The sequence below is a fragment of the Streptomyces sp. NPDC059010 genome, from assembly GCF_042740355.1.
Classification (GTDB): domain Bacteria; phylum Actinomycetota; class Actinomycetes; order Streptomycetales; family Streptomycetaceae; genus Streptomyces.
Window position 1 is genome coordinate 230288 of the sequence record NZ_JBHYJA010000001.1, and the last position, 14237, is coordinate 244524.

At 68.9% G+C, this 14237-nt stretch carries 13 protein-coding genes; 10 read left to right on the top strand and 3 right to left on the bottom strand.

The window, feature by feature from the left end:
* The first annotated feature begins 71 nt into the window (after positions 1–71).
* From truA to ACFWYS_RS01220, 5 genes are all read left to right on the top strand, one after another.
* A complete protein-coding gene (truA, locus tag ACFWYS_RS01200; protein WP_384761861.1) occupies positions 72–938 on the top strand; it encodes a tRNA pseudouridine(38-40) synthase TruA in 867 nt (288 codons plus the stop codon).
* 232 nt (positions 939–1170) lie between these two features.
* Positions 1171–2793: a glycosyltransferase family 2 protein gene (locus ACFWYS_RS01205; RefSeq protein ID WP_384761863.1), complete on the top strand. Its 1623-nt coding sequence runs from the start codon at positions 1171–1173 to the stop codon at positions 2791–2793.
* Positions 2793–3818, top strand: a complete 1026-nt coding sequence (locus ACFWYS_RS01210; protein WP_384761865.1) for a glycoside hydrolase family 26 protein — start codon at positions 2793–2795, stop codon at positions 3816–3818. The genes ACFWYS_RS01205 and ACFWYS_RS01210 overlap by 1 nt, the downstream gene beginning before the upstream one ends.
* Positions 3818–5587 (top strand): glycosyltransferase family 39 protein, encoded by a 1770-nt coding sequence (locus ACFWYS_RS01215; protein ID WP_384761867.1) that lies wholly within the window; start codon positions 3818–3820, stop codon positions 5585–5587. The genes ACFWYS_RS01210 and ACFWYS_RS01215 overlap by 1 nt, the downstream gene beginning before the upstream one ends.
* Positions 5588–5665: 78 nt before the next feature.
* Entirely contained in the window at positions 5666–6442 is a 777-nt protein-coding gene (locus ACFWYS_RS01220; protein WP_384761869.1) for a polyprenol monophosphomannose synthase, read from the top strand.
* Between the two features lie 108 nt (positions 6443–6550).
* Here ACFWYS_RS01220 and ACFWYS_RS01225 read toward each other — a convergent pair whose 3' ends face one another.
* Positions 6551–7438 carry a hypothetical protein gene (locus ACFWYS_RS01225; RefSeq protein ID WP_384761871.1) on the bottom strand — a complete coding sequence of 296 codons (888 nt, stop codon included), beginning with the start codon at positions 7436–7438 and terminating at the stop codon, positions 6551–6553.
* A gap of 73 nt (positions 7439–7511) precedes the next feature.
* Between ACFWYS_RS01225 and ACFWYS_RS01230 the strand changes: the two genes are divergently transcribed.
* From ACFWYS_RS01230 to ACFWYS_RS01250, 5 genes are all read left to right on the top strand, one after another.
* Entirely contained in the window at positions 7512–8768 is a 1257-nt protein-coding gene (locus ACFWYS_RS01230; RefSeq protein WP_384761873.1) for a glycosyltransferase 87 family protein, read from the top strand.
* A gap of 206 nt (positions 8769–8974) precedes the next feature.
* Positions 8975–9418, top strand: coding sequence for a 50S ribosomal protein L13 (rplM, locus tag ACFWYS_RS01235; RefSeq protein ID WP_030046395.1), 444 nt, complete (start codon positions 8975–8977; stop codon positions 9416–9418).
* Positions 9419–9460: 42 nt separating this feature from the next.
* Positions 9461–9982, top strand: a complete 522-nt coding sequence (rpsI, locus tag ACFWYS_RS01240) for a 30S ribosomal protein S9 (RefSeq protein WP_030950653.1) — start codon at positions 9461–9463, stop codon at positions 9980–9982.
* A 232-nt stretch (positions 9983–10214) separates the two neighbouring features.
* Positions 10215–11573, top strand: a complete 1359-nt coding sequence (gene glmM / locus ACFWYS_RS01245) for a phosphoglucosamine mutase (protein WP_384761876.1) — start codon at positions 10215–10217, stop codon at positions 11571–11573.
* Between the two features lie 137 nt (positions 11574–11710).
* On the top strand, positions 11711–12238 hold the full coding sequence (locus ACFWYS_RS01250; RefSeq protein ID WP_384761877.1) for a hypothetical protein: 528 nt from the start codon (positions 11711–11713) through the stop codon (positions 12236–12238).
* On the opposite strand, the gene ACFWYS_RS01255 is transcribed toward ACFWYS_RS01250, so the two are convergent.
* On the bottom strand, positions 12235–13182 hold the full coding sequence (locus ACFWYS_RS01255; protein WP_384761879.1) for a DUF389 domain-containing protein: 948 nt from the start codon (positions 13180–13182) through the stop codon (positions 12235–12237). The two genes, ACFWYS_RS01250 and ACFWYS_RS01255, sit on opposite strands and share 4 nt — an antisense overlap.
* A gap of 31 nt (positions 13183–13213) precedes the next feature.
* Positions 13214–14182, bottom strand: a complete 969-nt coding sequence (gene coaA, locus ACFWYS_RS01260) for a type I pantothenate kinase (RefSeq protein ID WP_384761881.1) — start codon at positions 14180–14182, stop codon at positions 13214–13216.
* Positions 14183–14237 lie beyond the last annotated feature (55 nt).

Genomic DNA, 14237 nt, shown 5'->3' on the forward strand with positions numbered 1-14237 from the left:
TTGAGGGCGATTGCGGGCCCGTTCCCTTTCGAGGGGCGGGCCCGCTTTTGTGTAGCTGAGAGGATCTGTGTGTGAGTGATGAAGTAGCAGCCGGGCATGTTCGTATCCGCCTTGATCTGTCCTATGACGGTGCCGGGTTTCACGGCTGGGCCAAGCAGGCCGGTGGTAAGCGGACCGTGCAGGGGGAGATCGAGGACGCGTTGCGGACCGTCACGCGGTCCGGGGGTACGACGTACGAGTTGACCGTGGCCGGGCGTACCGATGCCGGGGTGCATGCGCGGGGGCAGGTGGCGCATGTCGATCTGCCGCGTGAGGTGTGGGCGCAGCACAGCGAGAAGTTGCTCAAGCGGCTCGCCGGGCGGTTGGACAAGGACGTGCGGGTGTGGGCGCTCAGGGAGGCGCCCGGTGGATTCAACGCGCGGTTCTCGGCGGTCTGGCGGCGGTACGCGTATCGGGTCACCGACAATCCCGGCGGGGTCGATCCGCTGCTGCGCAGTCACGTCCTGTGGCATGACTGGCCCCTTGATGTCGATGCCATGAACGAGGCCGCCGGGCGGCTGCTCGGGGAGCATGACTTCGCGGCCTACTGCAAGAAGCGGGAGGGGGCCACCACGATCCGTACGCTGCAGGAGCTGAGCCTGGTGCGGGGCGACGACGGGATCATCACCGCCACCGTTCGGGCCGATGCATTCTGCCACAACATGGTGCGGTCGCTGATCGGGGCGTTGCTGTTCGTGGGGGACGGACACCGGCCCGCCGACTGGCCGGGCAAGGTGCTCGCCGCCGGGGTCAGGGACTCCGCCGTGCATGTTGTACGGCCTCATGGGCTGACCCTCGAAGAGGTGGGGTACCCCGCCGACGAGTTGCTCGCCGCTCGGAACAAGGAAGCGCGAAACCGGCGAACCCTGCCCGGGGCGTCCGGGTGCGAAACCTGTTAGTTGCCTGACATTTCGCAGTAGATAGCGCCCATGCCTGGACTTACGGGGCGTAAGCCCCGTGATGCCTCTTACGACCTTCTTACCTCTCGTATAGCCTTTCGTCGCTCGGCCACTGGTTCGAGCCACTCGGCCATTGTTCGGATGCTCGAACATGCGGCATCTCGACATGGGGAAGGCCGAGTGAGGGTGGGGGTATCAACGGGCCGTTTCCGGGTCCGGGGGTGGGTTTTGCATGAGTTCAGTTGGTCCTGCGCGGACTGGGGGGCGCCGTGCCGCGCGCCAGAACAACGGAGGCGGGCGGCGCAAGGCGGGACGGGGTGACGGGGCTCCGCTGGGGCTGCTGCCGTTGCCACCGTCGGACAGGGAGAAGTACTCCTACGCCAGACGGCATCTGTGGATCCTGACGATCAGTTCGCTGATCAGTTTCTGCTGTCTGGTGGTGAGCCAGTTCAAGCTGGCCCAGTCGTCGCCGGTGCTGTGGATCTACACGCCGCTGCTGGTGTTCACGGTGCTGTACTACCTGGTGTCGCTGCGGGTGAACGGTTTGACCCGGGACTTCGACATCGCGCACCACAAACGGCTGGTGCACGACTGGCGGCCCGAGGTGTATCCGACGGTCGACGTCTTCCTGCCGGTGTGCGGCGAGCCCATCGAGGTGCTGCACAACACCTGGCGGCATGTGCGGGAGATGGCCGACCGGTATCCGGGGGTCTGTGTCCCGTTCGTGCTCGATGACGGGGCCAGCCCTGAACTGGCCGCCATGGCCCGGGACTTCGGGTTCCGCTACGGCACCCGGGAGAACCGCGGCTGGTTCAAGAAGGCCGGCAATCTGCACTTCGGGTTCGGGCGGTCCGACGGCCAGTACATCCTGATCCTGGACGCCGACTTCACCCCGCGCGCCGACCTGCTCCAGGAGCTGCTGCCGTATCTGGAGGCGGACCCGCGCATCGGGATCGTCCAGTCGCCGCAGTACTTCCGGGTGCTGGACTCGCAGAACTGGATCGAGCGCGGCGCGGGTGCGGTGCAGGAGCTGTTCTACCGGTCCGTGCAGGTGTCGCGGCAGGGGAGCGACGGTGCGATCTGCGTCGGCAGCTGTGCTGTGTACCGGCGGGCGGCGCTGGAGACCAACGGCGGTACGACGCTGATCGAGCACTCCGAGGACGTGCACACCGGGTTCGACCTGCGGGGGCTCGGCTGGGATCTGCGGTATGTGCCGGTCGCGGTGTCGACGGGGGTGTGCCCGGACAGCGCGGGGGCCTTCTTCAACCAGCAGTACCGCTGGTGCTCCGGCTCGATGAGCCTGCTCGGCAGCCGGAAGTTCTGGCAGGCGAGGATCCGGCTCTCCAGCCGTCTGTGCTACATGTCCGGCTTCTTCTACTACATCCACACGGCGCTGTTCACCTTCGCCGCCCCGGTCATCCCGATCGTGCTGCTGCTGATGATGCCGGAGAAGCTCATGGTCGAGCATCTGGCGCTGGTGCTGCCCAGCATCGTCTACACCACGATCGTCTTCCCGATGTGGCACAAGGCGCCCTACCGCCTGGAGGCCTGGGCGGCCCGCATGATGTACGGCTGGGCGCATGTCTTCGCCATCTGGGACATCCTCCGCAAGAACCGCATGGGCTGGCAGCCCACCGGCTCCTCCGGCGCCAAGAGGAACAAGACCCGGCGCTTCTGGATCGGCATGTGGGCCTGGAGCGGCGGCACCGCGCTGATCTGGGTCGTGGGAGCGGTCTACCGGTCGTTCACCATGGACGCCCCGGACTTCGCCCTGATCCTGTCCTCGGGCCTCTTCTACGCCCTGGTCGTGGGCCGGGTCCTGGTCCAGCCGCGTGAGAAGGCGGTGGCTGCCTGATGCGGACGTTCACCCGTTTCCGTACGGCGCTGTCGGCCTGTCTGTTCAGCGGTGTGCTCGCGCTCAGCGGCTGCTCGGTCCTCGGCGGCGAGGCGTCGGACGGCTCCTCGCAGAGCGGGCGGCAGGGCGAGGCCGGCACCGATGCCGGCGCGAGCCCCGCGGCCGACGTGCCCTACGACGTCGTACCCCTGCTGAAGCCCGGCAAGAAGTACTTCGGCGCCGCCGTCGAGGGCGCCCCGACCTCCATGAAGGGCGTCGACACGTACACGAGGATGGTCGGCAAGCAGCCGAACCTCATCGAGTACTACGCCGGCTGGGGCGACGGATTCGACGCCACCGGTGTGCGCAACGCCTGGCGTGCGGGCGCCATGACGCTGATGTCGTGGGAGCCCTTCGACACACCGGTCGCCGATATCGCGGGCGGCGAGTCGGACGCGTACATCAAGGAGTACGCGACGGCGGTCCGCAGGCTGAACCTGCCCGTGGTGATCTCCTTCGCCGACGAGTTCAACGGGCACTGGGAGAAGTGGGGCACGAAGGACGTGACCCCCGCGGACTACGTGGCCGCCTGGCGGCACATCCACCAGACCTTCGTCGACGCCGGCGCCTCGAACGTCATCTGGGCCTGGTCGCCCAACATCGTCAACCCGGTCAGGAGCGTCCTGCTCAAGCCGTACTACCCGGGCGACGCCTACGTCGACTGGGTCGGTCTGATCGGCTACTGGACGATCGGGGAGGACAGCGCCTTCGACAGCGTCTTCGGGCCGACCCGGGACCAGGTCCGCACCTTCACCGAGAAGCCGATGATCCTGCTGGAGACGGCCGCGATGGCCGGTGAGCGGCGGCGCGCCGACATCCGCAGTCTGTTCGCGGGCGTCCAGGCGGACGACGACATGCTCGGCTTCGTCTGGTTCAACCACAAAAAGCGTGCCGACTGGCGACTTGAGGCGAGCCCGCTGGCGCTGAAGGAGTTCAAGCGACTGGCCGCCGACGACAGCTTCGGCTTCGACGTACGGAAGCCGTGATGACCTCCCGACACGACCACTACACGCCCCAGCCCTACGATCCGTACGCCGACGGCGAGTCCACCTGGTTCAACTCCGACGGTCAGCCGGAGCAGTACCAGCAGTACCAGCAGTACCAGCAGTACGACCAGTACGCCGCCGGTGTCCCGCAGCAGCCGCAGGGCCAGCACGAGGACCAGCCGACGTACGCGCTGCGCACGGTGCGGTACCAGCAGGTGCCGGACGAGCCCGAGTACCGCATCCCCGAAACGCCGGAAGCCGGCTGGGAGATGGCGGCGAGCAGACGGCGGGCCTGGGTCAGCCGGATCGTGCTGCTGTGCATCATGGCCATCCAGGCGGCGCTGTCGCTGCGGCTGTCCAACACCGCCTTCCAGGACGAGGCGCTGTACCTGGCGGCCGGCCATGCCGAGCTGGACCATCTGCTGGGCGGCACCGAGCTGCCCCGCGACTACGCCGCGTACTTCTCCGGCTCGCCGCAGCTCTACCCGGTGCTCGCCGCGCTCGTGGACGCGAAGTTCGGGCTCGCCGGGGCGCGGACCCTGAGCCTGCTCTTCATGCTCTGCACGACCGGGCTGCTGTACTCGTTCTCGCGGCGCCTGTTCAACGAGCGGGCCGCGCTGGCCGCCGCCGCGCTGTTCGCGGTGCTCCAGTCCACGGTCGTCATGGGCTATTTCGCCACCTACGACGCGGCCGCGGTGTTCCTGCTGGCCCTGGCCACCTGGATCGTCGTCCGCACCGACCGGGCACCCGTGGTCGCCGTACTACTGGCCGCGCCCGTCGGGGTGCTGGCGGTCGGGGTGAAGTACGCGTCCGCGCTGTATCTGCCGACCATCGTGGTGCTCGCGCTCCTGACCGCGTGGCCGCACAAGGGCAGCCGGGCCTTTGTGCGGATGGTGCTGCTGGCGCTCGGTATCGGCGGTCTGCTGGCGGCGGGGATGTACACCACCGACCTGATGGCCGGTGTCCGGCAGACCACGACCGACCGGGCCCACGGCACCGACTCCACCGAGTTCCTGCTGGAGCAGACCGTCGACTGGGGCGGGCTGATGTTCCTGGCCGCCGTCGGCGGTGCCGTCTCGTACGTGCGGCGCAGCCGTATGAACGAGTCGCCGCTTGCCCTGCGCCTCGGCAGTCCCGGCCGGCGCCGGCGGGCCCTGCTCGGTCTGGTGCTGTGCGGCACGGCCGTGCTGGCACCGGCGTACCAGATCCATCTGGGGACCGTGGTCTCGCTGTTCAAGCACGTCGGCTTCGGTCTGCTCTTCGCGGCGCCGATGGCCGGTGTGGGGGTGACCCGGCTGGTGGGTGCGCACTTCCGCTATCCCCAGCTCGGCATCATGCTCTGGACGGCGGTGCTCTGCCTCGGCATCCAGCAGGCGGACCGGCGTTTCGACATCTGGCCGGACTCCACGAAGATGATCAACGCCATCGAGCCGCATGTGGACCGCAAGGGCAACTACCTGGCCTCGACGCCCGAGGTGCCCGTCTACTACCTGTACGACCAGTCGAGCCACGGCCAGTGGCACAGCCTCTTCGGCATGGAGTACAAGGACGAGAAGGGCAAGTACTACGGCGGCGACGAGGCCTACAAGGCGGCGGTCAAGGACGGCGACTTCGACCTGATCGTGCTCGACGGGCTCACCAACCCGAGGATGGACGACATCGTCGCCGGCGCCGTCCAGGGCAACTCGCACTACCGGCTGCTGGCCGAGATCCCGTTCCGCAACGCGAACGGCACGAGCGCGTACCGCATCTGGATCAAGACCTCCTGAGCGCATCCGCGCTGCAGCGAGCGTGCCCGTTGGGGAGGGCCTCCGGTAGGGGCGCCCAGGGGAGGGAAAGAGAAAGCCATGACGGAACTCGACGGGTACGACAGACACCCGGGCGTCCCGGTCACCGTGGTGATGCCCACGTACAACGAGGCCGCGAACCTGCCGCGGATGGCCGAGCTGGTGCTCGGGCTGCCCATCGACGGGCTGCACCTGAAGATCGTCGACGACTCCAGTCCGGACGGCACCGGGCGGATCGCCGAGGAGCTGGCCGAGAAGTACAACGCGGACCAGCCCGCCGGGCGGCGCCGGATGAGCGTGCTGCACCGGACCGGGAAGGACGGTCTGGGGCGGGCGTACGTCGCGGGCATGAGCGCCGCGCTGGAGGAGGGGGCCGCGTACGTCGTCCAGATGGACGCCGACGGCAGCCACCCGGCGGAGGCGGTGCCGCGCATGCTGGGGACGGCGGTGGCCTCGGGGGCGGGCCTCGTCATCGGCAGCCGGTATGTCGAGGGCGGCTCGCTGGACGAGGACTGGGGTGTGCACCGGGTCCTGCTGTCCCGGTTCGCCAACCGCTACGCCCGGGCCGTGCTCGGCACGAAGATCCGGGACATCACGGCCGGGTTCAACCTGTGGTCGGCGGCGACACTGCGCGACCTCGACCTGGGCACCCTGGACAGCGCCGGGTACAGCTTCCAGGTCGAGCTCAAGTACAAGGCCGTGCGGGCCGGGTGCAGCGCGGTGGAGATCCCGATCCGGTTCGGGGAGCGGACCGAGGGTGTGTCGAAGATGACACTGAGGACGCAGTTGGAGTCGGCGGTAGTGCCCATCCGGTTGCGTCTGAAGCACAGGGCCTGAAGTGGAGGGCCTGAGGAAGAGGGCCTGAAGCAGAGGTGAGCCGGGGGCGGCGGCTGACTGTTCGTCGGCCGCCGCTGTTCCTGGCCGGTGTCGCTCGCTCGCGGTCCGTTACTCGTTGGCCGCGGCCGACGCCTGCACCTCGCCCCGCTTGTACAGCTGGCTGCGGGCGAAGTCCTTCAGGTTGTTGCTGACACGGTAGGCCGCCGTGTCCTTCTCCGTCATGTCCTTGCCGTTGGTGAAGCCGGTGATGGTGAAGTAGACGTAACGGCCGTAGGCGTTGGCGGTCGAGAGGCAGACGGCGGACGTGCAGAAGTCCTTGACGCCCTTGCCCGAGAGCGACCTGATGCTGTCCTTCTGGGTGTTGACCTTGCCGGTGACCTTGGCGGCCTGCCCGGCGGTGTCGAACACGGCCACGCCGACCGTCGCCGCGGTGCCGCCCGTGACGTACGAGACGCGCAGGAAGCGGGTGCAGCCGCTGTCGGTGACGATCTTCGGGAGCCCGCCCGCGGTGACCGCGGAGCAGCTCTTCGTGTCGTCCGTGGCGCCCTTCTTGTACACCGTGTCGCCCACGGTCAGCTGGGTGCCCGGAAAGAGGAGCTGGGCGCCGAGCGGGGCGGTGTCCTTGGCCTTGCTGGAGATGAAGTCGACCGGGTTCAGCGGCGGCGGAGCGCTCGTCGACTCGAACGACGGGGCCGGGCCGGTGGTCTGACCCGGCAGGTTCGAGTTGCCGGGGACGCCGGCGGCCGGCTTGTTCGAGGCGGGGTTGCCGTCGTTCGCGGACACCACGGCCACGGCGACGGCCGCGCCGATCGCGACGGTGGCGAGCGCGCCGCCGCCGATGAACAGCAGCCGGCGCCGTTTGTTGCGCGTCTCGGACGCCTCGGCGAGAGCGGCCCAGTCCGGGGTCTCGTCGGCGCCGCCGTTCCACGGCTGCTGGGAATGCGGTTTCCAGGGATCCCACTGGGACTGGGGTTCCCCCTGCTGCCCGTAGCTCATGGGGCGCATCTTAGACGGGTCGCGGGTGTGCCGCTCCGCCTCAAGAAGCCCATGGGCCCCTAGCGTTCAGTTGATGAGCGAGCACAAAAGCGACATCTCCGGGTGGTTGGTACGGCGGGCGACCTGGCATCTGTGGGTGGTGGTCGTGGCCGTGCTGGGGGCGCTCGCGGGGCGTACCGCGCGTGTGACCTCGGACGGGGGGATGGACAACGCCATCGTCGTGCGGGCGGCGCGGGGCTGGCTGGCGGGGAGTTCGCCGTATGACGACCCCCACTTCCTCTATTTGCCGAGTGCGGTGCTGGCGGCAGTTCCTCAGGTGCTGGTTCCGCCGGGGGTGCTCGGTGTGCTGGTGCCGGTGGGGGTGGTCGGGTGTCTGGTGGGGGGCTGGGTCTGCGCGCTGCGGCTGCACGGTGTGGCCCTGCGCAGCCGCTTCGCGGCTCTCGGTCTGATCGGGCCGGCGGTCGGGTTCGCGCCGTTCGCGCACCTCGTTCTGCTGGGGAACTGGACGGCCACGGCTGCGCTCGCCCTGCCGTTGGGGTTGCTGCTGGCCGGGCGGGGGCGGTGGGTGGCGGCGGGAGCGGTGCTCGGGGCGGCGGTCGCGTTGAAGCCGTTGCTGGCGCCGGTGGGCTTGCTGTTCGTGTTCGCGGGGCGGTGGCGGGCGGCGGGGGTGATGGCCGGGGTGCCGGTGGTGGCGTCCGTGGGGGCGGCGCTGGTGCTGCCGGACCCTGCGGGGTTTCTCACGCGGACGCTGCCGTTTCTGTTGCGGGGCGACGACGGGTTTGTGCGGCTGTACGAGGCGTCGCCGGTTGCCGTGCTGCCGCGGGTGGGGGTGCCGGTGGCTGTGGCCGGTGGGATCGGGATGGTCGCGGCGGCGGCGGGGGTGGGGTGTGCGTATCTGCGGTGGCGGCGTGGGGGCGGCGGGCCGCTGAGGCTTTCGGAGACCGCGGCGATGCTGATGCTCTCGGCGTTCCTGGTCTCCAGGCCGTCGTACGACCACTATCTGCTGGTTGTCGTGCCGCTGCTGCTGGGCGGGGCGCTTGAGGCGGGCTCGGTGGCCCGGGAGCCCTGGTTCTGGCTGGCGCTGGTGCCGCAGCTGGCGGGGGTGACCTGGCCGTATCTGGAGGCGGGGGAGCGGCGGGCCTTCCGGGACGCCGTGACGCTGTGCGTGCTGGCGGTGACGCTGGCCGCACACTGCCGCCGGACCGCGGGGCGCGGGAATGACGTCGGTCACTCGGCGGGGCCGGGGCGGGGGCTCGTGGCCGTGATGTCCGGGACGGGCGGTTGCGCTGGGGGGAGACAGCAGGGGGCGTCCCAGGGCAACCCGTTTTGACCCGGCCGTGGCGCCGCAGGTATCCTGCGTGTTCATTGTGTATTGGCTCGCTCATTCTCACGGGAGTGGCCTCTACCTAGGTTCCCTGGAGCAGTTACCAGTGGGCGGCATACGGGCAGCGTCCCCGGCATTGTCGTCCCCAGCTGCACGATCGCTTCAGTGATGCCATGTGTCAGCACCCATCCACTGAAGAAGAAGGCTGCGAAGTGCGTACGTACAGCCCTAAGCCCGGCGATGTGACTCGCCAGTGGCACGTCATTGACGCTCAGGACGTCGTCCTGGGTCGTCTCGCCAGCACCGCCGCTTCCATCCTGCGCGGCAAGCACAAGCCGATCTACGCGCCCCACGTCGACACCGGTGACTTCGTCATCATCATCAACGCCGACAAGGTGCACCTCTCCGGCAACAAGCGGACCCAGAAGATGGCGTACCGCCACTCCGGCTACCCGGGTGGTCTGCGCTCCGTCCGCTACGACGAGCTCCTCGACAAGAACCCCGAGAAGGCCATCGAGAAGGCCGTCAAGGGCATGCTCCCCAAGAACACGCTGGGCCGTCAGATGCTCTCGAAGCTGAAGGTCTACAAGGGTGACCAGCACCCGCACGGCGCGCAGCAGCCGCAGCCGTACGAGATCACCCAGGTCGCGCAGTAAGTCCGGCCACCCCCTAAGACTGAAGAGAATCTGAGGAGAATCGTGGCCGAGACCACCGTTGAGCAGCCGGTCGAAGAGACTGAGCTCGTCGACATTGACAGCTACACCACCGAGTCCGAGGTTCCGGTGGAGGGTGAGTACACCTCCGAGTCCCTCGCCTCGCGTTTCGGTGAGCCCCAGCCCGCCGCGGGCCTGGGCCGCCGCAAGAACGCCATCGCCCGCGTCCGGATCGTTCCGGGCACCGGCAAGTGGAAGATCAACGGCCGCACCCTTGAGGACTACTTCCCCAACAAGGTGCACCAGCAGGAGGTCAACGAGCCGTTCAAGGTTCTTGAGCTCGAAGGCCGCTACGACGTCATCGCCCGTATCGCCGGTGGCGGTGTCTCCGGCCAGGCCGGCGCGCTGCGTCTCGGTGTCGCCCGTGCGCTGAACGAGGCCGACGTCGACAACAACCGCGGCCCGCTGAAGAAGGCCGGCTTCCTCAAGCGCGACGACCGTGCGGTCGAGCGCAAGAAGGCCGGTCTGAAGAAGGCCCGCAAGGCCCCGCAGTACAGCAAGCGCTAAGCGCAAGCTGCCTCTGCTGGTACTCCGGTACTCCGAACGCCCCGGCGGCACGCCACAGTGCCGCCGGGGCGTTCGTTTTATCCCCGGGCTCGGGCGTATAACGGCACAAGACGTTCAAAGGCTTGTGTGATCCGATGCCCCGGCATGGAATGCCTGGGAGGCGGGAGCCTCCGGCGGCGCAACACGCACGCCGGCTCCGCTTCTCGGAACTGATGTTTCCTCAGGAGGACAAGTGGGACGACTCTTCGGCACGGACGGCGTGCGCGGCGTCGCCAACGCGGATCTGACGGCCGAGATGGCGCTCGGTCTCTCCGTGGCGGCGGCGCACGTACTGGCCGAGGCGGGCACCTTCGAGGGCCACCGGCCGACCGCGGTGGTCGGACGGGACCCGCGTGCGTCCGGGGAGTTCCTGGAGGCCGCCGTGGTGGCGGGCCTGGCCAGCGCGGGTGTCGATGTGCTGCTCGTCGGTGTGCTGCCGACGCCCGCCGTGGCGTATCTCACCGGCTCGCTCGGCGCCGACCTCGGCGTCATGCTCTCCGCCAGCCACAACGCCATGCCCGACAACGGCATCAAGTTCTTCGCCCGCGGCGGTCACAAGCTCGCCGACGAGCTGGAGGACCGTATCGAGACCGTCTACGACGAGCATCGGCACGGTGAGCCGTGGCAGCGGCCGACGGGGGCGGCTGTCGGGCGGGTGCGGTCGTACGGGGAAGGGTTCGGGCAGTACGTCGAGCATCTGCTGAGTGTCCTTCCGAACCGGCTCGACGGGGTGAAGATCGTCCTCGACGAGGCGCACGGCGCCGCGGCCGGTGTTTCGCCGGAGGCCTTCTCGCGGGCCGGGGCCGAGGTCATCACCATCGGGGCCGAGCCGGACGGGCTCAACATCAACGACGGGTGCGGGTCGACCCATCTGGGGCTGCTGAAGGCCGCCGTCGTCGAGCACGGCGCGGCTCTCGGTATCGCGCATGACGGGGACGCCGACCGGTGCCTCGCCGTGGATCACACCGGCGAGGAGGTGGACGGCGACCAGATCCTGGCCGTGCTCGCGCTGGCCATGCGGGAGCGGGCCGAGCTGCGGTCCGACACCGTGGTGGCGACCGTGATGTCCAACCTCGGCTTCAAGCTGGCCATGGAGCGTGAGGGCATCGCGCTGGTGCAGACCGCGGTCGGTGACCGGTATGTGCTGGAGGAGATGAAGGAGCGCGGGTACGCCCTGGGCGGCGAGCAGTCCGGGCACGTGATCATCCTTGATCACGCGACCACCGGTGACGGTACGTTGACCGGGCTGCTGCTGGCGGCTCGGGTCGCGCAGACCGGTCGTACGCTCAAGGACCTCGCCTCCGTCATGGAGCGGCTGCCGCAGGTGCTGATCAATGTGCCGGACGTGGACAAGGCGCGGGTGAAGACGTCCGGAGAGCTTGCGACGGCGGTCGCCGAGGCGGAGCGGGAACTCGGGTCCACGGGGCGGGTGTTGCTGCGGTCGTCCGGGACCGAGCCGCTGGTGCGGGTGATGGTCGAGGCCGCCGACATCGACCAGGCCCGGTCGGTCGCCGGACGGCTGGCCGATGTGGTGAAGTCGGCGCTGGGTTAGTCCCGCGGGACCTCGGACATCACTCGACCGTCACTCGACGTACGTAACAAAGAGTGCGTGTCTGATCGCTGGTTGTTTCACTTTCGTCGAGGGGGGCTCTGCCTGGCGCCCTGCCTCGACGGAAGTGAGACAGCAGTATGAAGATCGCGAGCAGCAGAAATCTGAAGCGAGCAGTCGGTCCGGTTCTGGCCGCCGGTCTCGTCGTCACCGCCCTCGCCACGCCGGCCGCGGCCCAGACCCCCGGCTCCACCGCGTTCCGCCTCTTCGGCGGCGCCTACCTCAGTGCGCGTGCGGGTGCGCAGAACCAGATGTCGGCCAGTGTCTCCGGCGGTCGGCTGATCCTCACGGACACCTCGGGCGTCGCGCTCGGGCCGGGGTGCGTCCGGGTGTCCGCCACCAGCGCCGACTGCGGCGCCGTCGCCACCGTCGGGAGTATCTCGATCGGGATGGGCGACCTGAACGACAGCTTCCAGTCGAGCCTCGCGCTTCGTACCGTCGTCGACGCCGGCACGGGCACCGACACCGTGGCGACCGGTGGCGGCAACGACACCATCGGCGTGAGTGACGGCGCGCCCGGCGACACGGTGACCTGTGACGGCGGCGCCGACACGGTGTTCCGTGACGTCGGTGACAGCATCGCCGCGGACTGCGAACGGCGCTTCTAGGCGCTGCCCGTCCTCGCCGAACGTTCGCGCTGTCTGGCCCACATCCACTTCTGGGCCAGGAGCGTGAGCGTGCCGGCGAGGATGATGCCCAGCAGATTCAGCAGCAGCTGGCCGGTTGAGAGCCAGGTCTGTTTCGCGTCGCCGTAGATCAGGGCCACGGCCGCGTTCGCGGCGGCCGGGACCGTCGTCACCGAGATGGCGACGCCGACCAGGGCGCCGGACTTGGCGGATGTCAGGGACAGCGTGCCCGCGGCGCCGGCGAGGACCGCGACGACGAAGGAGAACCAGTCGGGGGCGTAGATGAAGCCGGTGTTGGGCCGGTCGGCCTCCAGTTTGGCCTCGGTGAACAGGCCGACGGCGTCCATGAAGTAGCTGAAGCCCACCGTCACCGCCATCGCCACGGCGAAGCCCACCAGCAGGGCGATCAGCGAGCGCAGCGCCAGGCGGGGCGCCCGTTGCACTACGGCGGTGCAGATGCCCGCCAGCGGTCCGAACTCCGGGCCGACCGCCATCGCGCCGACGATCAGGATCGCGTTGTCGAGTACGACGCCGCAGGCCGCGATCATCGTGGCCAGCGTGATGAAGGCGACGTAGGTGATGGAGAGGGTCGACTCCTCGTGCGTCGCGTCCGCGAGGTGCTCCCACAGCACCGCGTCCGCGCCCTCGCCGGGTGCCTCGTCCTCGGCCTTGTCGGCGCGCTTGGACAGGGACAGGTCGATGTTCTCGACGGCGATGGAGCCGTGGTCCTCGATGCCCAACCGCTGTAGTCCGGTGAGGAGTTCGTCGCCCGCCTCGCGTGCGACGTCGCACAGGACGACATCCCCGGAGGGGTTGCGGGCGGCGTCCGGCAGCACGACGAGGTGCGTGGTGCCGACCGTCTTCTCGATCAGGCGGACCACGTCGTCCGTCCGGTCGCTGGGCGTGATCAGGCGCAGATGCAGCATGACGGCTTTCTAACAGACGCCTCTTACGGCCCTACAGCTTGCGCAGGCTCAGGCGTTGCACCTTGTGGTCCGGGCCCTTGCGTACGACGAGGGTGGCCCGGCCGCGGGTGGGGGCGATGTTCTCCACCAGGTTGGGCTTGTTGATGGTGCGCCACATCGTGCGGGCGTAGTCGAGGGCCTCCTCCTCGGACACCTGGGTGTACTTGCGGAAGTAGGAGGACGGGTTCTGGAAGGCGGTCTCGCGCAGCCGCTTGAAGCGGTTGAGGTACCAGGTCTCGATGTCCTCGGTGCGGGCGTCGACGTACACGCTGAAGTCGAAGTAGTCGGCGAGGCCGACCCGGGTGCGGCCGTCCTTGCCGGGGAGGGCGGGCTGCAGGACGTTCAGGCCCTCGACGATCAGGATGTCGGGGCGGCGGACCGTGAGCTTCTTGTCCGGGACGATGTCGTAGATCAGGTGGGAGTAGACGGGGGCGGTGACCTCGTCCTTGCCCGCCTTGATGTCGGCGACGAAACGGGTGAGCGCGCGGCGGTCGAAGGACTCGGGGAATCCTTTCCTCGACATCAGGCCGCGGGCTTGGAGCTCCTTGGTGGGCAGCAGGAAGCCGTCCGTGGTGACCAGCTCGACGCGCGGGTGCTCGGGCCAGCGGGAGAGCAGGGCCTGGAGGAGGCGGGCGACCGTGGACTTTCCCACGGCGACCGAGCCGGCGACTCCTATGACGAACGGGGTGCCGGACTGGGATCCCTGTTCGCCGAGGAAGGTGTTCAGGGCGCCTCTGAGGCCGTCGGTGGCACCGACGTAGAGGTTGAGCAGGCGGGAGAGCGGGAGGTAGATGTCCCGCACCTCGTCGAGGTCGATGACATCGCCGAGGCCGCGCAGCTTCTCGACCTCCTCCGCGGTGAGCGGCAGAGGGGTCTTGTCGCGCAGCGCGCTCCACTCGGCGCGGGTGAGGTCGACGTAGGGAGTCGCCTCCGGCCGCTGCCGGTGGGCGCTCCGGGGCATCGAGGAGACCGGAGAGATCACAGTCCATTGTTACGGGAGTACGAACAGACGGTGA